Here is a 22,787-nt window from a genome sequence, read left to right on the forward strand (position 1 = left end):
TCTTATGCCCCCCTTCCGATTTCCAGAGTCCAGTCGCCGCAGTTTCTGTGCTCAGAGACAGCATTCACCATGGCGCGCACGAGCCAGTCCAGCTGATAGGTCCGGTTGCCCAGAGCAGGCGTCGAATCGTCGTCCGTCGTCCAGTTCCGCACCCACGGGGGAAGATCGAGGTTGGCTTCTCCCGGATTCACTTCGATCCGGTAAACCCTCCAGGAGTCTTTGGCCGGGAGGTTCACGGTCAGGTTGAGCGGATGTCCCTGCGAAGCCTGCCCGCCGGCGTCGAGCGCAGGCGCTCCCGTGGCCACTCCACCGGAGAAGGCTCCTGCGGTCCACTGGCCGCTCGTTCCTTCGAGATCCAGAGATTCCAGCCGCCGGACAGGCGCAATGGCCTCCATTTGTATGGAGAGCGGAAGGGCAGACATGCCCGGTGACGCGTCATTTCCGGTCCAGAGAAATGTTGTGCGGAATCCATTCGCCGGCTCAGAGACGAGTGGCGCATACTCCTGCCAGGAAGAGCTGGCCGCCGCGCGATGATTCAGGCTCACGCCGACAATGCGGAACGGAGGCTGAGCGGCATCGAACTCTTCAGAAGGACTTGACGCCGGCTCGTCCCTCAGCAGGTCCTTTTTCACCCGCGCAAGCGAGGCTGCATTCGGCGCAAGAATCAGCAGATAGAAAGGTCTGCCCTGGCCCGGTATCTTCTGGCTCTGATTCAGCCTGACGAGACCTGCATGCGCCGCGTACTTATTCTCCGGGTCGTAACTTCCGGAAAAAGAGGACCGGTAAGCGAGTAAGTCCATGACGCGCGATCCACCCAGTGCTGCCAGAGCACTTACCAGCGCCTGGTTGTCGCGGCCCGGTTCAGACTGTACCAGGTCGCTTACGATGACCGCGGTATGCTGCGGCTGCTGCCCGATGGTCTCGAGGAGTTTTGCCAGCGGAGTATCGGAGCCCGTATAAAATCCGGCGCTCTCAAGCTGAGCCAGCGGAGGATGGTCCAGAGTTCTGGTCGTTGTCGAAAAGCTGTAGCTCGTGAGCCGGAAGCGCGCGGTCTCCGCATTCAGCATGATCTCTTTGATCAGCGCGCAGAAGTTCGAGTCTTTATCGGCGGTAAAGCCCTGCATCGACTGCGAGCCATCCAGATAGATGTCGAGATCGCCGGCCGGCGTTCCGGCAGCGGCAGGCGGATCGAATGCCTTCAGCCTGGAGGCGATTGCGGTATCCGGGGGCGGATCGGGAAGCGAATCGCATGCGACCATCCCCACGCCGGCAGCAGCGAGGGCAAGACATGCAAACCAGCACATAAAAGTCCGCGTCACGGTGTAACCGGGGCAGACACAAAGTAAATGGGGCTCTTTCAATGGGGCCCGAACAGATAGATTCATTTGTACCGGCTCTACTATCGTTCTACAACGCGGGACGGCAACACATGACTAAATGCAAGGGGGAAGTTGTGGGAACAACATAGTAGCATAGAGTCCGCCGCGGACTGCAATACTAAAAATCGGCCGTAGTTTTTCTGCGGGCTGGTGCTGTTCAGAAATGTTCCGCTTCTGCGCCTGCATCGCGGCACGCATGTTTTCTGCCAGCGAATGTGTAAAGGCTTCTGATGCATTTTCCGTCTCGATGCGTTCTCCGCTCCGCCTCGGCGCGTTCTCCGGAAGGATCGGCGAACGAATGAATGATGGAGACGGAGATCGCTCCGTTCGCGCTTTCCGTCCTTCGGTGCTGAGCGTTTCAGGCGGGCGTAGGATGTGAGGGGAAGCTTCACGGAGATCCCATGTCTGATTCCGTTGCCGGTTATCCTTATGAGACGCGTCTGAACGTTCTCTACCCGCCGCTGGCAGTCATTGATGAGAAGGTTCTCTCGGACGGGTGCGAATACAGATGGTTCAATCAGACGCTGTGCCAGGTGAACGGATCGGTGGTGCGCGTCGCGATCATCGAGGGCGAGTACCACTGGCACCGGCATGAGAACGACGATGAGTTCTTCTACGTGGTCGAAGGAAAGCTGCTGATCGATCTCGAAGACCGCGTGGTGGAGCTGGCTCCGCGACAGGGCTTTGTTGTACCGAAGAACACGCTGCACCACACCCGCGCACCGCAGCGCACGGTCATGCTGATGGTGGAAAACGCCGGGATCATTCCGACCGGAGATTAAATTTCAGCCGCCGGTTTGAGATTCTCCGCGCTCTGCGCTTCAATCAGTGATGTAAACCTCAACGATCCCCAACCTTATCTGAAACTGAGGCACGACGATGAGCACATCTCCCGCAGCTACCCGGACACCCCTTGCGGAGCTTCCCGCCTGGAAAGCTCTTGCCACGCATGCCGAGAACGTCCGCGGCCTTCACCTTCGTCAGCTCTTTCAGGATGATCCTGGCCGCGGCCAGCGTCTGGTGCTGGACGCCGCCGGCATCTACCTCGATTATTCCAAGCACCGCATCACCGACGAGACGCTGCGTCTGCTGCTCGATCTTGCGGAGCAGAGCGGTCTGCGCGAGCGCATCGACGCAATGTTCACCGGCGAGAAGATCAACATCACGGAGAAGCGCGCCGTGCTGCATACCGCGCTTCGCGCGCCGAAGGACGCGGTGATTCGCGTCGACGGCGAGAACGTGGTTCCTGAGGTGCATGAAGTCCTCGACCGCATGGCGGCGTTTTCCGACCGCATCCGCAGCGGCGCATGGAAGGGACACACCGGAAAGACCATCAAAAACGTCATCAACATCGGTATCGGCGGCTCCGATCTTGGCCCGGTGATGGCCTATGAGGCGCTGCGTCACTACAGCCGCCGCGATATGGTCTTCCGCTTTGTCTCGAACGTGGACGGCACCGATTTTGCCGAGGCGACGCAGGACCTGGACGCGGAGGAGACGCTCTTCATCATCTCGTCGAAGACCTTTACCACGCTCGAGACGATGACCAATGCGCAGACGGCGCGGGCGTGGTCGCTCGAGACGCTGAAAGACCCGAAGGCGGTCGCGAAGCACTTCGTCGCGGTCTCGACGAATGCGCAGGAGGTCGAGAAGTTCGGCATCGATACGGCGAACATGTTCGGCTTCTGGGACTGGGTGGGCGGCCGCTACTCGATGGATTCGGCGATCGGGCTGTCGACGATGCTGGCGGTGGGGCCGGAGAATTTCCGCGCCATGCTGGCGGGCTTCCACGAGATGGACGAGCACTTCCGCACGGCTCCGTTTGCGAAGAACCTGCCCGTCGTGATGGGGCTGCTGTCGCTCTGGTACAACGACTTTTTCGATGCGCAGACGGTCGCGGTGCTGCCGTACGACCAGTATCTGAAGCGCTTCCCGGCGTATCTGCAGCAGCTGACGATGGAGAGCAACGGCAAGCATGTCACGCTCTCGGGGGAGCGGGTCGGCTACAACACCGGTCCGATCTACTGGGGCGAGCCGGGCACGAACGGTCAGCACTCGTTCTATCAGCTCATTCACCAGGGCACGCGCGTCATCCCCTGCGACTTCATCGGCTTTTCGAAGACGCTGAATCCGCTCGGCAATCATCATGATCTGCTGATGGCGAATGTCTTTGCGCAGACGGAGGCGCTGGCCTTCGGCAAGACGCCGGAAGAGGTGAAGGAGGAAGGCACGCCGGACTGGCTGGTGCCGCATCGCGTCTTCGAGGGCAACCGGCCGTCGAATACGCTGCTGCTGGACGAGCTGACGCCGGAGGCACTGGGCAGGCTGGTTGCGCTGTACGAGCATGCGGTCTTTACCCAGGGCGTGATCTGGCAGATCGACTCCTTCGATCAGTGGGGCGTGGAGCTGGGCAAGGTTCTGGCGAAGCGCATTGTCGGCGAGCTGGAGGGTTCGGAGAGCGGGAAACACGACAGCTCGACCACAACACTGATCGATCGTTACCGGCAGCAGCGCGGGCAGTAGCCGAAGGGGTTGCCGCCGGGCGAAACCCGGCAGCGTTTTTCAGAGCGGGCAGGCGCAGGCGGGTTTTTGACCGGCTGCATCTGCCCGTATCTTCTGTCCCTTCTGCTTACAACTTTTCTGCTGCTCCTGTGTCCAATAGAATGACGCTTCGAGTGCGCCTCGTGATCCACGGCATGAGGGTAAACGAAACGAGGCGCAGAGGTTGCACATATATGGATAGCCGTCACAATGCTGTATTTCTTTCTCGTGGTCTTCGACGGGGAGCTGCCGCGCTGGCCGTCGGGGCCTGTCTGTGGTTTCCGGCCGCTGTTACCGGGTTTGCGCAGGATGCGAACTCCGGCGCGGGCGCACAGCAGGGGACTCGCACCGATGCCGATATTCAGGCGGATGTCACCAATGCCATTACACACGATGCGTCGCTGCAGAACCAGCAGGTGACCGTCACCGCGGCGAACGGACAGGTGACGCTGAGCGGAACGGTGCAGACCGAGCAGCAGCGCCAGCAGGCGGAGACCTTGGCCGCGGGCGTGGACGGAGTCAGCGGTATTCAGAACAGCATTACGGCGGCGGGCGGCGCGGATCAGAACACCGCGCAGCCGCAGCAGGGAAGCGTGCCTCCTCCGGCGGACGAGAATACCCAGCCACCCGCTCCGGCCAGTGCCGGACAGCCTCCGCCGCCACCTCCTCCGGACCAGCCGAATCAGCCTGCGCGCGCGCCGTATCCGGCACAGCCCGGCTACTATGGCAATCCCAATCCGCAGGGGTATTCAAATGCGCCCGAGCAGCCGATCAGCGGACCGGTGACTCTTCCTGTGGGAACGCTGGTGCAGGTGCGGCTCGATGAGCCGCTGGATACGGCTCATATAAAAGACGGAGCGGTCTTCCAGGCGACGGCGGCCAACGATGTTTACGTGGGCAATGTTCTTGCGATTCCGCGTGGAGCGACACTGCAGGGCAGCGTGGTGGATGCGAAGAATACGGGCTCGGGCAAGCTGGGCGGCAATGCCGAGCTTGCGCTGCAGGTGACCGCGCTGAACCTGGGTGCAAACCACTATGAGCTGGCGACGGATACCTGGTCGAGCAAGGGACCGAACAAGGCGGGCTATACCGCGGGTAACACCGTCGGCGGCGCGGCGATCGGCGCAATCATCGGCGGCATCATCGGCCGTGGCGCGGGCGCTGCAGTTGGCGCCGGTGTGGGAGCTGCCGCCGGTATGGCCGGCTCGGCCGCAACCAATGGCCCGCGGCTGTATCTGCCGGCTGAGGCTCTGCTGGACTTTCACCTGGCAACGCCGGTGACGGTGCAGCCGGTCTCCTGGCAGGAGGCGCGGCGGCTGGCGTCGAATGTGCCGCAGCTCCATCGCAGGCCGGCCTACTACGCGGGGCCGCGTCCTTATGGCTACCCGTATCCCTACTACGGCGGCTACTATTCCTATCCGCGGTAAGAGCGAATGAGACAGAGAGAGGGCCGGACAACGCGTCCGGCCTTTCGTTTTTTAAAAGATACGCGGGCGTTGCCAGGAAGAATCTGCTTCCCGGCCGGACATATATGATGAATGAATGGATGTGTCTGCGCCAACGCAGAAAAAGCACTTCACCCGGCGCTCTTTTCTGAAACTGGCGGGTGTTTCCGCGCTCGCCATGGGTGCGTATGCCGGTGAGATCTCCCGTCACGAGATCAGCATCGAAGAACATCCGGTACACCTCGACCGTCTTCCGGAGGCATTCCGGGGGATGCACATCGTGCAGATCTCCGACATTCACTATGCCGAGTACACCGAGGCCTTTTTTGTGCGCCGCATCGTGGAGCACGTCAACCGCCTTCGGCCCGATGTGGTGGTGCTGACCGGCGACTTTATCAGCTATGGTCCTCTGCCGTATTCCTTTGCCCGGCGCCATATATGGGAGTGCGCCGCGCTGCTGCGCGAAATTCACTGTCCGCAGCGCTATGCGGTGCTGGGAAACCACGACTGCATCGTCGGTCCCGAGTACGTTATCGATGCGCTGGAATCGAACACCATTCCCGTTCTGATGAATACGGCGGTTCCGCTGGAGCGGCAGGGACAGCGGCTCTGGTTCGCCGGACTGGGATCGGCCTGCACAAAACTGGCGCATCCGGACGTCGCGATCCCCAAAGCTGCTGTCAGCGGCAACGAGCCGGTCATCGTTCTTGCGCACGAGCCCGACATTCTGCCGGAGGTGGCAAAGTACAACGCCGATCTCATGCTCTCCGGGCATACGCATGGCGGGCAGGTCCGTATTCCACTGCTGCCGCCGCTTCAGCTTCCGCCTCTGGGCAAGAACTATGTCGAGGGATTCTTTCGCGTGGGGCGGACGCAGCTTTATGTGAACCGCGGCATCGGCGCGGTCGGGCTTCCGTTCCGGCTCTTCTGCCCGCCGGAGATTACCTCCTTCACGCTGGTCTGAGCCGCGTTTATCTTAATCTTAAAAATGTGCGGGCCGAAGGCCGGTCTGATCGGACCTTTGCAGCAGGCGTACTCGTTTATACTGAAAGACGGTTCCTGCCACATCAGGATATCTCTCCTCCCGGGCGCATTTTCAAAGTGGCCGGGAGCGCTTTGACAGCAAAGGTCGTTACTCATCCATGATTCGCTTCCTGCAGAAAGACAGCCCCCTCACGAAGGCAATCTTCATTGTCATCATCGCCGTCACCTGCCTTCTGATGGTCATCTTCCTGGTTCCCGGCATCTTCAACGATCAGGCTTCGTCGGCTGACACCTATGCCACGATTCGCCGCGGCGGATTGATCGGGAGGTTTCTCCCGGCAGAAGACGAAATTACGATGACTGAGGTGCAGCAGCTGGCCAACCGGCTGATCCAGCGCCAGCAGCTGCCTGAGCAGTATGCCGCGTTCATGGTGCCGCGCGCCGGCCAGGCGCTGATTCAGCAGCGCATCGAGCTGGCGGAAGCGCAGCATCTGGGCATTGTGGTGACCGATGACGATATTCGCCACTTTCTGCACACCGGCATGTTCGGCCAGATCATCTTCCCCAACGGCCAGTACATCGGCGACGACAAGTACACGCAGTTCGTGGCCGACCAGATCGGTCTGACGCGCGATAAGTTCGAGGAAGAGATCCGGAAGCAGATCGCCTCCGATCGCCTGCGTGACCTGATCACGGGCGGTGTCACCGTCTCCGATGCCGAGGTGCGCGACGCGTATCTGAAGCAGGCGACGAAGATCAAATTTGAGTACGCGGTGCTGAGCACCGACGATATACGCAAGACGATCAATCCGACCGACGCCGAGCTGCAGACCTTCTTCAAGCAGAACGCGGCTCGCTATGCGCATGCCATTCCGGAGACGCGGAAGATCGAGTACATCGCCGTGACGGACAAGGATGTTCCGGGCGGCGTGCCGCAGCCTTCGCAGGCGGAGATCCAGCAGTACTACAACACGCATCAGCAGGAGTATCGCGTCGACGATTCGGTGAAGGTGCGCCACATCCTGATTCCCGTGGATGCGAGCGCCGGCGCCAAAGCGGACGCGGATGCCAAAGCGAAGGCGCAGGATATTCTCGATCAGCTGCACAAGGACAACGGCAAAAACTTTGCCGAGCTGGCGAAGAAATACTCAGGCGATCCAGGCAGCAAGGATCAGGGCGGCGAGCTGGGCTGGATCAAGCATGGCGTGACGGTGCCGGAGTTCGATCAGACGGCCTTCTCGCTGCAGCCCGGACAGATTTCGGGCCTGGTGCATACGCGCTACGGCTATCACATCATCCAGACGGAAGAGAAGCAGGTGGCGCACGTCAAGTCGCTGGATGAGATGAAGGACTCGATCGTGCAGGCTCTTGCGAGCGAGACGAAGACACGGGCTCTGCAGTCTTATGCGGCGCAGCTTGCCGCGGAGGCACAGAAGTCGGGGCTGGCGCAGACGGCCTCGGCGCATCATCTGCAGCTCGTGAGCACCGACTTCGTGCAGAACGGGGCGACGCTGCCGGGCATGACGGACAGCTCGAAGCTGCTCGCCGCGGCTTTTGCGGCAAAGAAGAGCGCTCCGCCGCAGGCCAGCGCGGCCGGTGACGGATTCGCCGTCTTCCAGGTAGCCGATGTGCAGGCGGCGCATGCTCCAGGCTTTGACGAGTACAAGTCGCATGTGCTCGACGACTTCAAAGACGAGCAGGTTCCGCAGCTGCTGGCGCGCAAGACGAATGAGCTTGCCGACCGCGCTCATGCGGAGAACGATCTGGATAAGGCAGCGAAGGAGCTGGGCGCAACGGTGAAGACCAGCGACCTGGTGGGACGCGATCAGCAGGTTCCGGATGTGGGCCAGCTTGCGAGCGCGGCTCCTGCTCTCTTCGATCTGAATATCGGCCAGATCAGCAGTGCGATCAATACCGGGCAGGCCGGAGTGGTGGCAAAGCTGACCGATAAGCAGCAGCCGGCTGCGGACGATGTGGCGAAAAACCTGAACACAACGCGGGAAGCCATTCTCAATCAGCGCCGCGACGAGATGTATGAGGTCTTCGTATCGAGCCTCGAGCAGCGCTATCAGAAGTCGGGACGCATCCTGCTCAATCGGAAGGCGCAGCAGTCACCCTTCGGTAATTCCTGATACACATTAAAATCTGTCAGCATGAAGGCAGCCAGGGTCCGCGATTCCGGAAAGATTCGAATCGCGGGCCCTTTTTATGGAACGAACTCTCCAACGCGCATCTGAGTAAGAAGGATCGCATGGATTTTTTATGCCATTAGAACGCTCTTCCGGACTTCTGCTGCATATTTCCTCTCTGCCTTCCTGGGGTGGCATCGGTGATCTCGGCCCGGCCGCGTGGCAGTTCGCGGACTTTCTCGCTGCGTCGAAGCAGCGGCTGTGGCAGGTGCTGCCGCTCAGCCCCACTGGCTATGGAAATTCTCCCTATGCCGCGCTTTCAGCATTCGCCGGCAATCCGCTGCTGATTTCGCTTGAGACACTCGCAGAGTGGGGATGGATCTCCGCGGATCGCTTTGCGGACCTGCCGGGGCGTTCGGGAAATGTCTCCTATGACGAGGTGTTCGAGAAGAAGCTGCCGCTGCTCGAAGAGGCGGCGCGTCATTTTCTGCATCATCACGACGAGGAGCAGTGGTCGCGCTTCAGCCGCTACTGCGCGGAAAATGCAGGCTGGCTGAATGACTGGGCATATTATTCGGTGCTGCGCCGCAGATTCCGCTCGGCATCGTGGAACGAGTGGCCGGAAGATCTTCGCTATCGCCACAGCGATGCGCTGGATCGCATCGGCCGCGAACATGGCGAAGAGCTGGCGGTTGCGCAGGCCATTCAGTTTGCCTTCGATGAGCAGTGGCGCGCGCTGCGTGCATACTGCGCGGAGCGCGATATTCGTCTGGTCGGCGATGTCGCCATCTTCGTAAACTACGACAGCGCCGATGTGTGGACGCATCCTGAGATCTTCGAGCTGCGCGAGGACCTCTCGCCGGTGCGAGTGGCGGGCGTGCCGCCGGACTACTTTTCGGCGACCGGGCAGCGATGGGGAAATCCCCTGTATCGCTGGGAGATCCTTGCGCAGAGCGGCTTTCCATGGTGGACGCAGCGCATTCGCCGCGCGCTGGCGCTGTATGATCTGATCCGCCTCGACCACTTTCGCGGTTTCGCGGCGTACTGGTCGATTCCCGCTGAAGACGATACTGCGATCAACGGAGAGTGGGTGCAGGCTCCCGGCGCGGCGCTGTTTCAGCATCTGCGCGGCGAGCTGGGCGAGCTGCCGTTCATTGCGGAGGATCTGGGCCTGATCACTGCCGATGTCGATGCGCTGCGAGAGCAGTTCGATCTGCCGGGCATGCGCGTGCTGCAGTTCGGCTTTTCAGGACGCGGCGCGCACAATTATCTGCCGCACCGCTATGTGCCCAATACCGTCGTTTATACCGGAACGCATGACAACGATACGACGCGCGGCTGGTGGGAGCACGGCGCGACCGAGACCGAGAAGCGCGCGGTGGAAACCTATCTGGGCGCTGGCCACGACGGCGTGGTCTGGCCGCTGATCCGCGCGGCGGCATCGTCGGTGGCCAGCCTCTGCCTCTTTCCGGTGCAGGACATTCTGGAGCAGGGAAGCGAGTCGCGCATGAACGTGCCGTCTCACTCCGATGGAAACTGGAGCTGGCGCGTGCCGGAGGGCGCACTGACTCCGGCTCTGGCAGAGAAGCTGGCTGCGCTGACCGAGGTCACCGATCGCGACCGCTTCGATCCGGAACAGGAAAATTAAAACGAGCAGGAAAATGAAAGCGGCTGACGTCAGGAAATGACTGTAAACAGCGCTGCCGGGAATTCGGCGAATACCACACGCAGCGCGAGCCTTCCATCCGCGCTGACCTGTACCTGCTCGTCGGTGAAGATGTTTTCGAGCACGGCATGTTTGAAATCCGGCAGAAGCAGCGCGGCATCGCCCCAGGCCGCCTGTAAAGGAAGCTGCGTCTTACCGTTCATCAGGGTGCAGGCGAATCGCGGGACGGCGGCGATGACTTTGCGGCCGCGGGCAAATGCGATCACATGGTTCTTGTGACCATTTGTAGCAACAGCAGGCACGTATTCTCCGCGCTGAAAGACCTCGGGCATGCGGTTGCGCAGCGAAAGGGCGCGATGAGCCGTCCACAGCTTGACACGGCCATCGGAGAGAGTGCGAAGCGTGTCGCGGCAGACGGCGAGCAGGCCCTCGCGCTCGGCCATGGACTGCATTTCGGTGAGAGCGCTGCGGCGCAGATCGTAATCGACGGGCCGTCGGTTATCGGGATCGACGAGGCTGAGATCCCACATCTCGGAGCCCTGATAGAAGTCGGGAACGCCGGGTGATGCGGTCTTCAGCACGACCTGGGCCAGGGAGTTCACCGCACCGAAGATCTCCACAGTCGGCATGAGCCCGCGCAGCGTCTGCACGAACTGCGGCTCGCGCCGGTTATTTCCAGGCATCAGAATGTCCCGGAGAAATCCGTGCACCGCCTCGACATACTGCGGGTTGGGGCTGGTCCAGCTCAGATTGACCTTGGCTTCGCTCAGCGCCTTGGTCATGTACTCCTGCAGACGGCCGAGGAACTGCTTACGATCCTCCGTGCTGTTCATGCTCCAGGGCCACGCGCCCACGATGGTCTGATAGATGAGATATTCCTCGGCTGGGCCGGGAGCAACGCGTCCGTCGTCGAGCGTGCGTTTGTACTTCGCATTGATGCGCTGCCAGCGGCGCACCCACGAGGGCCACAGATTCGCAAGCTCGGAGAGAACATTCAGGCGATTGCGCACGTCTTCGCTGCGCTTTGTATCGTGGGTTGAGGTCGCGAGCATGGCATCCGGAAATGAATCGAGCCGTGCGCGGTTCGATTCGTGAAAGCGCTCCGGCGAGATGCCGAACACTTTGATCGAGCTGCCCACCTCATTCGATGAGACAAAGCGCGTGTAGACATAAAAGGACGTGTCTTCGACTCCCTTGGCCATAACGGGACCGGTGAGCTGCTGAAATTTGAGCGTGAAGTAGAGCTCGCGCGGATCGATGTCCGCTCCGCTGCGGCCGTGCAGCAGCAGCGTGTTTTTGAGGAAGTCGAAGGCAGTCGCATCCACTTCGGGGTTTTTCTGTCTGGCGCGCGCGACGGCCCTTTCGATCACCGCGCGATCGTGTTCCGTGTATTTGCCGCGGTCGTCGACATACGTGCGGTAAACAGGGAAGCAGGCGATGGTCTCGCGAATAGCGGCTTCGAGAATGTTGTCGGTGAAATCGCGCGCGCGCCGCTCGGTTGCGGCAAGCTGGCTGAGCAGATTGGTGAGCACGTAGACCTCGCTTGAAAGCGAGTTCTGCATGATATTCAGCTTGGAGCGATAGATGATGTCGTCGGGATCGGATTTGCCGTCCGTAAGTTTGGCGTAAAAGTCGGTGAAACGCTTCTCGTTCTGCGACTGAATGAAGATCTGATTGCTGAAATGTACGAAGTCGTAGCCCGAGGTGCCGAGCACGGGCCAGCCCTGCGGCAGAGACTCCTTCGGCTCGAGGATCTTTTCCACGACGACGTAGAACGGCCCGCGCACGGTATTCCAGTCGTAGCCGCGCACCGATTCGCGAATGCTTTTTTCGATTCCGTTCGGCGACAGCTCTCCCTGCGGCGATTGGCCGCCGCACTGGCTGGCCACATACAGAAGCTGCAGGCGGATGAGGTACTGGCGCGGATTGAAGAGTCCGTCGGCATGGTCGATGCGGAATCCGGTGGCCTGTCCGCGCGCCATCATTCTGCGGATCAGGCAGTGCGTGGCGGCAAAGACCTCCGGGTTCTCCATGCGCAGGCCGGCGAGATCGTTGATGTCGAAGAAGCGGCGGTAATTGATCTCTTCGGCCGATACCTTCCAGAACGCGAGCCGGTAGGGCTGCTGCTCGAGCAGCTCATGGAGGCGGTCGAAGCTGCGTGTGTCGCCTTCGACGCCATTGATCTTCGCGATGGCCCGCGCCAGTATGGGCTGCATCTCGTCGCTCAGCAGCATCTCGCGCAGCCTGGGCCTCAGCTCGCCCAGCTGCTCGCGGCGCTGCGCGGTGAGAGCGGTGTCGGTCGTGGCGTGTGGAGGAATATGCGCGAGCTCGCGCAGCAGATCCCGAAAGTCCTGCGGCACGCCGAGATCGTCATATTCATTTTCGGGAAAGATGACGGGCAGCGACCGCGGGGCCACCGGCATGCGGTGGTCGTAGTAATCGACGCGGAACTGGCCGTTTTCCATGGCAATCTGAATGTGCCGGCTCTCCAGCTCTTCGCCGTACTGGCTGCCGAGGATGGGCAGCAGCAGCTTGTCCTTCATGTCCTCCTTGAGCGGCGTCCAGTCGATGTCGAAGTATTCGGCGTATTGCGAAGAGCGGCCGTTCTGAAGCACGTCCTGCCACCAGATGGAGTCGTTGCCGATGCCCATATGGTTCGGCACGATGTCGATCAGCAGGCCCATTCCGAGCTCATGCAGAGTGGAGGAGAATATTTCGAAGGCCTCATCCCCGCCCAGCTCGCTGTTCAGGCGGTCGTGCCGCGTCACATCGTATCCGTGCATGCTGCCGGGCCGCGCTTCGAAGATGGGCGACGTGTAGCAGTCGCCGATGCCGAGCTGCTTCAGATAAGGCAGCACGCTCTGCGCGTCGGCAAAGGTGAAGCCGCGATGCAGCTGCAGCCGGTAGGTCGACCGGGGAGCGCGCGCCTGGCCGTGCAGGGTCCGGAGGATGCAGTCTTTGCTCTGCGAGAGTTCTTCCGCCATAGGCTGAGTCCGTGTTCTCCTGTTTGCCATCGGCGCAGTGTATCGCTTTCATGCGGGCAGGGCATTCTGCAGACGGCGCAGAGCCCGCATGAAAGAGAGTTTCCGATGTCCGGCAAGCACGATCTGCCGCACTCCCTGAGATGCTTCGGAATGCAGAGCAGACGAATGACGTCCGATGTTCGCGGACGGCTCAGGGTTGTTTCAGCGAGGGTTCAGACCTTCTTCGTGGTCTTCTCAGACAAAGTGATCGCCGTCGGCGGCGGCATGCGCCTCGGGCTGCTTTTTGCGCATGACATCGAAGAATGCCTTCAGACCATTCACCGCTCCGGCGACGTGCCGCAGCGGCGTGGATACGGCACTCTGCACCGCAGCCGAGGCATCGACCACGGTGTTCAGGGTTCCGGTCATCATCTCGTTCATGCGCTCGGCCTGGGCCTGGGTGAGGTTCAGAATTTCGTCCACGGTTTCGCTGGCGTGATTGGCCTGATGGCGGAGCAGATGGCTGGCTTCCAGAAGATTGTCGGCGGTGACCCTCAGTTTGGGAGACAGATCTTCCACCAGATGCTGTGTGCTGCTGAGAATGGGGCCGAGTTTTTCTTCCGTTCTTTCCGCGAACTGCTGCATCTTGTGGAAGGATTTCCTTACCGAAAGAAAGATGCCAAGCAGCACCAGCGCCTGCAACAGCACGCCGATCGCGGTTACAACGGTGAAGAGGATGTAAACAATCTCTGGTACGTGCGTCTGCATTTCCGCCCCTGATTCATGACATCACCGCAGCCGGTCCACAGTCCTGTCAGGACTTTCTTTCCCGCTGCAGGCGACTCCTCCCGTTCCGGCGCTTCTGCGGCCCGTTTCGCTTTTACCCAAACAGGCCGCGCGCGGCGGAAGGTGGAATTTACGACTGATACGACGGATCGGATGGTGCAGGCGCAGCGGCGCTGCTGCGGTAAGCGTCCCGGCCGGCCTCGACCGCAGCCGAAACCTTGCCTGCCTGCTCATCGACAAACTGCCGCCCCTGGCTGACAAACTCATCCCACTGCGCGCGGCCGCGCTCGACGTAATCCTTGCCGCGGTCGACATAATCGTTGACCTGATCGCGCCCACGATCGACGATCGTACTGACCTGGTCGGCCGCTTCACGGCTGCGCTGCTTCAGATACTCCGTGCCCTCACGCGCACCGGAGAGAATCTCTTCCCGGGTTTCGCGGCCCGACTTCGGGGCATACAGCACACCGATCAGAGCGCCGAGGCTGAGCCCGGCAAGAAACCAGCTAAACCCACTGGACTGTTTTTCTTCCGACATTGCTTTTCTCCTTCCGCTTTGCTGTCGTCCCCGAAAAACCGGATGGTACCAAAACGGGCCCCGAGGGGCAAATAAACACCTGTGAGAGAGATGCGCCGGAGACGTGTTGTGCTGCCAGCGCCGGAGTGGAAAGCGGTGGATCGCCGCGCATCGCGATCATGTCTGCGCGCAATAAGTTACAGGCCGCCAGGGCGTGTCTGGCGATGATCCCACACCATGGCGTCGAAGGTGTGGGTTTCCACAAAGCCAAGACGCTCATAGAGCGCCGCGGCGTTCGTATTGGATGCCGTAACGGTGAGGGTGAGCGTATGAAAACCGCGCTTCTTCAGGTTCGCGGCGCAGTCGCGCAGCATGATCTCTCCCAGGCCGAGGCCGCGGTAGCTTTTGGCCACGCACACCTGGGTAACGTGTCCCACGTCGCCGCGGACGCGGGAGCAGAGCAGCACGCCGGCCGGCTCCTGTTGCCCGGCTTTGAGAAGAATGCGCGAGCCCTCCGGATCGAACATGCCGCAGCCGGGAAAGCGCACGATGTTGTGGAGAAAGCGCAGCGATCCGGCGGTGGAGCGGTACTGATCGTTGATGTGGCTGTCGAGATGGCCCTGGTACGCCTGGGAGATCAGATGTCCGGTCGGCACGAAGTCCTCGTCTTTCCAGGGGCGCATGGTCATGCCGGCAAGCAGAAGGCGGCTTGCCGTCTGCGGCTCGATGCGCTCGAGCGAAAGCTCCATGAACATGCGGCGATGCACCTCAAAGCCGGCATGGTGGAAGATTTCGGCGTGCAGCCCGTGCGGATGCAGCAGAAGCTGCGACTCGATCCGGTCGATGCCGGGGGTGTTCTGCAGCATCTCCAGCAGATGGCGCAGAAGCTGCTGCTCGATCTCGGCCGCGGTGGCGCCGCTGCGGGGCGCGTCGAGCGCGAAGACGTCGCCGATGACGGCCTTGTTGTCTTCGTACACGCAGAAAATGTAGCCGGAGATACGGCCGTTCTCGACGGCGACGAAGCCCGGCAGCACGCGCGAATCGAGATACTGCAGCAGCAGATCGGCGGAGGCGCGGTAATCCCAGTGCAGCCGCTCGCTCCACACGCAGCTTTCCGCATCGAGCAAAGGGCGCAGGCTGCCGGCAGAAAAGTGGCGAAGATCGAAGATCTCGAGTTGGAGCGCCGGAGTCATTTCAGAGCAGAGAGCTCAGAGCACAGGGCTCAGGCTGCGCCGTCCGATTCGTCCGGCACTCTGAGCCCTGAGAACTGAAAATAATCTTTTATTGTCTGGCCGCAACCTCGTAAATGACCAGGTTCTGAGCAGGATACGTGAAAAGAGGTTCGTATGTCCGCCCCTTCAGTAATGGAGCCAGCTTATCGATAAAGGATTCACGAACGACGAGCAGGTGCTGCTCATTCGGCACGCCATCCTCATCGTAGTCGATCACCTTGCGATCGCGGTAGAAGGAGAGCCCATACTCCATATCCCGGCGGACGCGATAGACAGCGACCGTGCTGCCGGGGCCGGGCGGGTCGATCCGGTTCAGAATCCGGGCCAGCGGCCGCGCCGAAAAGGTCATGTCGATCAGAGTGATCGTCCGCTTGGTGGCCGGAACCGCGCCGACGCCAAAGACCGGACCCACGCCGAAGAGGAACAGAATCAGCACGATCATAGGGGTCATGGTGGCGATGCGCAGCCGTTTTACGCCGAAGCGGGCCACGGTGATCAGGATAAAGACGGCGGCGGCGAATCCGGTCAGCCCGCCGGCGATCAGCGCCGAGCCGGGCGGCAGCTGCTCGGGATTTCTGAGATGCAGCGGCAGCAGCAACACGAAGGCGGTCAGCAGGCCGGTGAGCACGGCATGCGTGATCAGCAGCCAGGGCTTCAGCCCGCGCTCGCGGATGCGGTTCAGATAATCGCCGGTAAGAATGGTCAGCGGCGGAACCGAGGGCAGAATGTAGCCGGGCAGCTTGGACTGCGAGAGGGAAAAGAAGACGATGGGAATGAGCGCCCAGAGCACCAGGAATTCGGGGAAGGCGTCTCCGGCGCGGATGTGGCCCATGTAACGGTTCTTCGCGCGCCGTGCCTTCCACTCGTTGATCGACTCGCGGACGGCGTCGGCAAAGGCGGTGATGGCGATGACTGCCCAGGGAGTAAGGGCAAGAATCACGACCGGGAGGTAGAACCAGAAGTCGTGCTCATGCTCGAAGCGGTTGGTGGCGAAGCGCTCCAGATTATGTTCGAGGAAGAAGACGCGGAGGAAGTTCGGGTTCCGCTTCTGCACCGCGATGAACCACGGCAGCACCATCGCGAAGTACAGCGCCATCCCCGGCCACCACACGCTGCGCCGGATGATGGACCACTCTCGCCGCAGCGCGGCGAAGGCCACGATGATGAGCACCGCCAGAAACGGAGCGACCGGTCCCTTGGCCAGGGTGGCGGCGCCGACAAAGAAATAGAGATCGAAGAGCCAGAACTTGCTGTCCGTCTCATACCAGGCATACCAGCCCAGCATGCCGATGCAGAAGGGCGCGGCCAGCTGCATGTCGGTCGAAGCGCCGCGCGCGAAGCTGAGAATGCCGGCGCAGGAGGCGGTGATCAGCGCCGCATCGAGCTGTCCGCCGTTGCGGAAGCGCCGGATATGCAGGTAGATCAGGACGATGAGCGTGAAGGCGAAGCTGGTGGAGGGCAGACGCGCCGCCCAGTCGTGCACGCCGAACTCGCGGAAGGAAAACATGGCGCGCCAGTAATAGAGCGCGGGCTTTTCAAGCCAGGGATGTCCCCACAGAATGGGGGTGATGAAGTCGCGGCGGTGCAGCATCTCGCGCGCCACCTGCGCGTAACGCGGCTCGTCGGCGCCCACCAGGCCGAGGCCGTCTCCGCCAAAGATGGGGACCAGTCCATAAAAGAGGAAAAAGGCCGTAAGGACGAAAAGTGTTCCCGCTTCCAGTACTGTGCCCACGACCGGAAAACGTGTCGAGAGGCTGGAGGGGCTGTAGCGAAGGATCCGCTTAGCCGCGGAGTTTTCTGCTTGATTTGATTTCTCAGCCACAGTTCCGCGTTATACCGTTCCTTTTCGGTTATGTGCCGGCGGTGCGGACGATGGCAGACAATCTGCCACCGGACAGTTACGTGGAAAACGGTATCAGGCTATCAGATCGACTCGCCGAATGCGCGGCCCCCGGCTGTTCCTGCGCCATCGTGCGCGGAAATCTGCATTTTCCGGCGCAGCGTGTCCAGAATAAGCACCATCGCTTCGGGCAGCGGTCCTTCGAGCGTGCAGCCGCTGGCGTGCTCGTGGCCGCCGCCGCCGAACATCTCGGCAATGCCGGCCACATTGATGGTGGGGCCTTTGCTGCGCAGAGAGAGCCGCACCTGCCCGTCGCTGAGCTCGCGGAGAAATACGGCTACATCCACGCCCGCGATGCCGATGGCATAATTCACGATTCCCTCGCAGTCCTCTTCCGCCGCTCCGGCGCGCAGCATGTTTTCGCGGGTGACCCAGAGCCATGCCAGCCGGCCCTCGCGCTGCAGACTGGAGAGCGCCGCGCCGAGCAGCAGCATCTTGGATGCGGGATTGGAGAAATAAACATGGCGGGCGATGTCGGCGGGATCGGCTCCGTGCCGGACCAGCTCGCGGGCCAGCTCAAAGGTATGCGCGTCGGTGCCGTCGTAACAGAACGAGCCGGTATCGGTGAGCACGGCGGTGTAGAGGCAGGTGGCCATCTCGGCATTGACCGGGACGCCGAGGAGCCGGGCCAGCTCGTAGACCATCTCGGCTACGGCGCTCGCCCTGGTGTCGATCCAGTTCACGTCGCCGAAGGCGCGGCCGCTGACGTGATGGTCGATATTGATGAGGAAGCGGTCCTCGAGGCCATGCAGACGCGACCGCTCGATGCCGTCGCACTCCAGCAGAATGACGGCGTCGTAGTCGCCCTCGACACAGCCCGTCTGCCGTATGGTCTGCGCGCAGGGCAGCCCCCAGTAGATGAGCGGCACCGGATCGCAGGAGACAAGATCCACCTGTTTGCCGAGCTGCTGCAGCATCATGCCGCAGGCCAGCATCGAGCCGATGGCGTCTCCATCGGGCCGGGCGTGCGCCGATACAAGAAAGCGCTGCCGCGCCAGTACCGCGTCCCCGACTTCGTGAATATTGTGACGTGTCTGCATCGTTTCTTCGACGCCATTCCGGTATGCGAAACCGTCAGGCAGCTTCCCCGCGGTCCCGGCATCCGGCCGTTTACTCCCGGCTGCCTGTTCCATGCTTCTTTTTCGTCCGGCCCAGCAGCTCATCGATGCGGGCCTTCAGCTTGTCGGAGCGGTCGACATGGAAGGTCAGATCGGGCACGTGGCGCACGCCCATGCGCTCCAGCAGCTCATGCCGGATGTATCCGCGGGCGGCCATCAGCCCCTCGAGCGTGTTGTTCTCCTCCTCCGGTCCGCCGTCTACCGCAACATAAATTACGGCGGATTTGCCTCCGGGATTCAGCACGACCTGGCTGATATAGGCGAAGCTGATGCGGGGATCGGACAGCTCACCCTCGATCATCGCTCCGATCTCTTCTCTCAGCGTCTCCGCCACGCGGTCCTGATGGTACTTCCGAGCCCTCTGTTCCGGCATACTCCAGCATCCTTGTATGGTTAAACGATTGAGAATATCAGACGGGACGCCGCGAAAATCACAAAAGTGAGGAGCGGCGAAGAAAATGTGCTGAGATGAAAATCGGCGGATTCCGGCTAATCAGCAGCGCCTTCCAGAAACTCCCACCAGGCCTCGGTGATGGTAGCCCCAAGATCGTTGGCGATGCGCGTCGCGGCGTCTTCAACCTGCCGCATCAGGCCGGTCAGATAGTCGCGTGAGCCGGAGATGGCGGCAACGCCGAGCGTGGCCGACTGCCAGGTGACGGCCTCGTCGAGCTCGGCCACCGAGATATTGAAGCCGTGCGCCAGCTTTTCTTTAAGGCTGCGCACCACCTGGCGCCGGTCCTTGAGCGACTGCGCGTGCTCGATGCGCAGCTCGATGGTCATGGAAGCAACAGGCATAAGGCGCTGTGACCATGCTATCGCGCCGCAGCGGCGACCTGCCCGTGATTTGTCCGCTACAATCAGTCGTTCGCCGGGAGGGCGGAGGCAAATACCCGTCTTCTGCGCAGAAAACGATGCCGCACTTCTTTCATCCCGATCTCGTTTTCACGGAGGGCGCGTTCCGCTCCGGCTGCGGCCTGCTGGTGAAGGACGATGGCTGGATCGAAGCGGTGCTGAGAGCGGAAGATACAGCAGCCTGGCCCGCGACCCGGTTAGCCGGTAAGGCGCTTCTGCCCGGATGTGTGAACGCGCACTCGCATAGCTTTCAGCGGCTGATCCGCGGGCGTTCAGAGCGCCACAGCACGGGGGGCGATGACTTCTGGAGCTGGCGCGAGGCAATGTACCGCGCCGCTGCCGCCGTCAGCGACGAGGATGTGTATGACGTGGCCCGCATGACCTTTCTCGAAATGGTCACGGCCGGCATTACGACAGTGGGCGAGTTTCACTATCTGCATCGCAGCGAGAGCGGAGCGGCGTACAGCGATCCCAACCGGCTCGGCCTTCAGGTCGTCGCCGCGGCGGAGTCGGTGGGACTGCGCATCGCGCTGCTGCGCGTGGCTTATCTGCGCGCCGGGTATGGGCTGGCTCCGCATGCGGGCCAGGCGCGCTTTTACGAATCGGCGGCGGAGTATCTGGAAAACGCCGCGGCCCTGGCAGACGCGCTGCATGCTAAATCCGGCAGAGCCTGGATGGGAGTGGCTCCGCACAGCATACGCGCCGTGCCGCTGAAGGATCTGGAGCAGATGGCGCTGTGGGCCACAGAGCACGCTCTGCCCATTCACATGCACGCGGCGGAGCAGCCGGCGGAGCTGGCCGCATGCCGCGAGGAGTACGGCGCGACTCCGGTCAGGCTGCTTGCCGAGCTTGGGCTGCTGTCGGATGCGTGGACGCTGGTGCACGCGATCCACATAACTGAGGAGGAGATGGAGGCGATGGCCGCGGCGCGGACGACGGTCTGCGCGTGTCCGGCGACGGAGCGGAACCTGGGAGACGGTGTCTTCGATGCGGCCCGCGCTGCCGGGCACGGCATTCGCATCGCGCTGGGGTCGGACAGCCAGGCGCAGATCGATCTGCTGGAAGATGCGCGCGAGCTGGAGTATCACCTTCGCCTGACGCGGCAGAAGCGGGGCATCCTCGACGGCATCGGCGGCCGCGATCTTTCGGAGCGGCTCTTCGGCTATGCGACGGCAGGTGGCGCAGCGGCTCTGGGTTTCGACGGCGGCGTGCTGGCTCCCGGATATCCTGCGGACTTCTTCACGGTCGACCTCGATCATCCGTCGATTGCCGGGGCTGCGGCTGACGATCTGCTGCCGTCGCTGGTCTTTTCGCTGCAGCGAGGGACGATCCGCGATGTTGCGGTGGGCGGCAGGTGGATTCTGCGGGATGGGCTGCACTCCGCGGCAGAGGAGATCGTCGCCCGCTATAAAGAGATCGCTGCGCGGGTGTGGCGGCAATAAGCGTGCAGAGGGCATCCCGTGCGCGACGTGTCTGCGGCAGGACGATGAAAGGGAGATCTGAAAACGGGATCGCGCCGGAAGAGGATCGCGATTCGGAGCGCCGCGCCAATGCTACAATCGATATGCTGGCCCGGGTTGTTCCCGCATTGTGGAGAGGTGGCAGAGCCCGGTTGAATGCAGCTGACTCGAAATCAGCCATACCTTTACGGGTATCGGGGGTTCGAATCCCTCCCTCTCCGCCATATCCCTTCAAAAAACTCTTAAGCCGTAATCTCCGCGCCGTTTCATCTGTCGCGTGACATTGAGAAGCTATTCTGCCGGATCAGGCCTGGCTTTTGCGCGGCGTCAGCCAGCCTCGGATCAGGCGGCGTGACGGCTCCTCGTACCACTCGAAGACGGCGCAGGCAATCAGGATCAGCAGCAGAGGCGAGACCACGGCGCCGAGCGAAGCGCCCCGCGGGTTCCATCGCTCAAACGCGACGCGCACCCAGTTCCGCACCGGAAACTGGAGCAGATAGACGGCATAGCTGGCGCCGCCAAGGAAGACGAGCACGCGGTTCGACAGCCAGCGGCCGATCAGGCCTCCGCCTGCGGCGAGCTCGTAGATGAGGACGGCAAGTGGGAGGACAGACAGCGTCAGCCAGTGTCCGTGGAGTGTGCAGAGAATGACGATGGTGGCGGCGAGAGAGAGCAGTGCGCGTCCGCTGACGGACGAGGGCTGCTTCTCAAGATAATGCTGACCGATCAGGATGCCGAGCAGGAATTCAGGCAGACGGACGACGGGAATGGGCAGCGCCACCAGGATGCTCCGAAAGATACCCTGCAGATGGTCGACCGGCAGGGCCGTGTGACAGAAGACGATCACCAGCACCAGGGCCGCCATCGCCGATAGTCTTTGCCGCGTGCGCATGCGCGTGCAAAAAGGCAAAACGAAGGGAAAGCAGAGATAAAAGAAGGCTTCGACGGAGAGCGTCCAGGCGGGAGGGTTCCACGCCTGCGCCAGATAGAAATAGTGCGGGTTCCAGGTCTGGACGGCCGCCGCGGTAGCGGCCATAGCGCCTTTGCTCAGCACGATGTGCCACGGTCCGTCATTGCGAAAGGGCCAGTTCAGCGCCAGCGAAAGCAGATAGACGGGATAGACGCGCGCGATGCGGGCCGCCCAGAAGCTGAACGGACTTTTCGACCGGCCTGTATCTCCGGAGTAAGAATAAGCAAGCACGAAGCCGGAGAGAAGAAAGAAGAAAGGAACGCCCATATAGCCGTTCTGCAGAAAACAGATAAGCGCTTCCGGAAGGCGATGCTCGCTGGCAGGCCGCGAGGCGAAATGATAGAGGACGACGTAAAAGGCAGCGAGAAAACGCGCGCCGGTCAGAGCGTTGAGCGGCTTTCGCCGCAGGCTGGTTGCAGGGCTGTGAGATGCGGGAACTGCGAGTGTATCGACGACAGCGATCATGAGCGTGGAGAGCGGGGCCGATCGCTTATCAGAAAAAGCGGATAACTTTAATGTCTCACAGGTACTATTTTTACAACAGCAAAAAAAGACGATTGCTTCTCGTACAGAGTGCGTTCTCTGCCGCCGGTTTTTCCATCCGCACTCTCTGTGCGGGCCTCTTATGTGGACCTTCGTTATGGCGGCTGAAAGGCCGTGCCGGCCGTCTGCATTATGCGGAACAGAATGCCGGATCTTCCGGCGGGCGGAGCGCCGCTCCGGCAAAAAGCTATTGACTTTATACGGGGATATGATATCTCTCAAACTATGAAACACACTTCCATCCATTTGGTGCAGGCCACGTTCAGCCTGTCGTGTGTTTCCGTTCGATGTCGTCTCTGACA

The 22,787-nt window shown here is 61.5% G+C and carries 17 protein-coding genes and 1 tRNA gene; 8 read left to right on the top strand and 10 right to left on the bottom strand.

The window, feature by feature from the left end; genetic code table 11:
• Positions 1–2: 2 nt before the first annotated feature.
• A complete protein-coding gene (locus D0Y96_RS19030; RefSeq protein ID WP_147325150.1) occupies positions 3–1,304 on the bottom strand; it encodes a hypothetical protein in 1,302 nt (433 codons plus the stop codon).
• A 476-nt stretch (positions 1,305–1,780) separates the two neighbouring features.
• On the opposite strand from D0Y96_RS19030, the gene D0Y96_RS19035 reads away from it, so the two are divergent.
• From D0Y96_RS19035 to malQ, 6 genes are all read left to right on the top strand, one after another.
• Positions 1,781–2,161: a cupin domain-containing protein gene (locus D0Y96_RS19035; protein WP_117303237.1), complete on the top strand. Its 381-nt coding sequence runs from the start codon at positions 1,781–1,783 to the stop codon at positions 2,159–2,161.
• A gap of 97 nt (positions 2,162–2,258) precedes the next feature.
• The gene (gene pgi, locus D0Y96_RS19040) at positions 2,259–3,902 is read left to right on the top strand and encodes a glucose-6-phosphate isomerase (protein WP_117303239.1); all 1,644 of its coding nucleotides are present in this window, start codon (positions 2,259–2,261) and stop codon (positions 3,900–3,902) included.
• 212 nt (positions 3,903–4,114) lie between these two features.
• The gene (locus D0Y96_RS19045; protein WP_158562497.1) at positions 4,115–5,347 is read left to right on the top strand and encodes a BON domain-containing protein; all 1,233 of its coding nucleotides are present in this window, start codon (positions 4,115–4,117) and stop codon (positions 5,345–5,347) included.
• 115 nt (positions 5,348–5,462) lie between these two features.
• The gene (locus D0Y96_RS19050; RefSeq protein WP_117303243.1) at positions 5,463–6,329 is read left to right on the top strand and encodes a metallophosphoesterase; all 867 of its coding nucleotides are present in this window, start codon (positions 5,463–5,465) and stop codon (positions 6,327–6,329) included.
• 178 nt (positions 6,330–6,507) lie between these two features.
• Complete coding sequence (locus D0Y96_RS19055) at positions 6,508–8,481, top strand: peptidylprolyl isomerase (protein ID WP_117303245.1); 1,974 nt, start codon at positions 6,508–6,510, stop codon at positions 8,479–8,481.
• 130 nt (positions 8,482–8,611) lie between these two features.
• A complete protein-coding gene (gene malQ / locus D0Y96_RS19060) occupies positions 8,612–10,126 on the top strand; it encodes a 4-alpha-glucanotransferase (protein ID WP_117303247.1) in 1,515 nt (504 codons plus the stop codon).
• 29 nt (positions 10,127–10,155) lie between these two features.
• On the opposite strand, the gene treY is transcribed toward malQ, so the two are convergent.
• The 8 genes from treY to D0Y96_RS19100 all read right to left on the bottom strand — a co-directional run bounded on the left by treY (position 10,156) and on the right by D0Y96_RS19100 (position 19,455).
• Complete coding sequence (treY, locus tag D0Y96_RS19065; protein WP_158562498.1) at positions 10,156–13,128, bottom strand: malto-oligosyltrehalose synthase; 2,973 nt, start codon at positions 13,126–13,128, stop codon at positions 10,156–10,158.
• 234 nt (positions 13,129–13,362) lie between these two features.
• Positions 13,363–13,875, bottom strand: a complete 513-nt coding sequence (locus tag D0Y96_RS19070) for a hypothetical protein (RefSeq protein ID WP_117303252.1) — start codon at positions 13,873–13,875, stop codon at positions 13,363–13,365.
• A gap of 148 nt (positions 13,876–14,023) precedes the next feature.
• Complete coding sequence (locus tag D0Y96_RS19075; protein WP_117303254.1) at positions 14,024–14,431, bottom strand: YtxH domain-containing protein; 408 nt, start codon at positions 14,429–14,431, stop codon at positions 14,024–14,026.
• 176 nt (positions 14,432–14,607) lie between these two features.
• The gene (locus D0Y96_RS19080) at positions 14,608–15,603 is read right to left on the bottom strand and encodes a GNAT family N-acetyltransferase (RefSeq protein ID WP_117303257.1); all 996 of its coding nucleotides are present in this window, start codon (positions 15,601–15,603) and stop codon (positions 14,608–14,610) included.
• 88 nt (positions 15,604–15,691) lie between these two features.
• Positions 15,692–17,374, bottom strand: coding sequence for an ArnT family glycosyltransferase (locus D0Y96_RS19085; protein ID WP_350449124.1), 1,683 nt, complete (start codon positions 17,372–17,374; stop codon positions 15,692–15,694).
• A gap of 191 nt (positions 17,375–17,565) precedes the next feature.
• On the bottom strand, positions 17,566–18,582 hold the full coding sequence (locus D0Y96_RS19090; protein ID WP_117303475.1) for a DHH family phosphoesterase: 1,017 nt from the start codon (positions 18,580–18,582) through the stop codon (positions 17,566–17,568).
• Positions 18,583–18,652: 70 nt separating this feature from the next.
• A complete protein-coding gene (gene rbfA, locus D0Y96_RS19095) occupies positions 18,653–19,033 on the bottom strand; it encodes a 30S ribosome-binding factor RbfA (RefSeq protein ID WP_117303263.1) in 381 nt (126 codons plus the stop codon).
• Positions 19,034–19,149: 116 nt separating this feature from the next.
• Positions 19,150–19,455 (bottom strand): DUF503 domain-containing protein, encoded by a 306-nt coding sequence (locus tag D0Y96_RS19100; protein ID WP_117303266.1) that lies wholly within the window; start codon positions 19,453–19,455, stop codon positions 19,150–19,152.
• Between the two features lie 116 nt (positions 19,456–19,571).
• Between D0Y96_RS19100 and D0Y96_RS19105 the strand changes: the two genes are divergently transcribed.
• Together D0Y96_RS19105 and D0Y96_RS19110 are read left to right on the top strand one after the other, a co-directional pair.
• A complete protein-coding gene (locus tag D0Y96_RS19105) occupies positions 19,572–20,954 on the top strand; it encodes a formimidoylglutamate deiminase (protein ID WP_117303268.1) in 1,383 nt (460 codons plus the stop codon).
• Between the two features lie 150 nt (positions 20,955–21,104).
• Positions 21,105–21,196: transfer RNA gene (locus D0Y96_RS19110), tRNA-Ser, on the top strand.
• A gap of 80 nt (positions 21,197–21,276) precedes the next feature.
• Here the strand turns inward: D0Y96_RS19110 and D0Y96_RS19115 are convergent.
• Positions 21,277–22,407 carry an acyltransferase family protein gene (locus D0Y96_RS19115; RefSeq protein WP_158562499.1) on the bottom strand — a complete coding sequence of 377 codons (1,131 nt, stop codon included), beginning with the start codon at positions 22,405–22,407 and terminating at the stop codon, positions 21,277–21,279.
• Positions 22,408–22,787: the final 380 nt, after the last annotated feature.

Origin of the sequence: Paracidobacterium acidisoli (genome assembly GCF_003428625.2) — a bacterium.
Taxonomy (GTDB): Bacteria; Acidobacteriota; Terriglobia; order Terriglobales; family Acidobacteriaceae; genus Paracidobacterium; species Paracidobacterium acidisoli.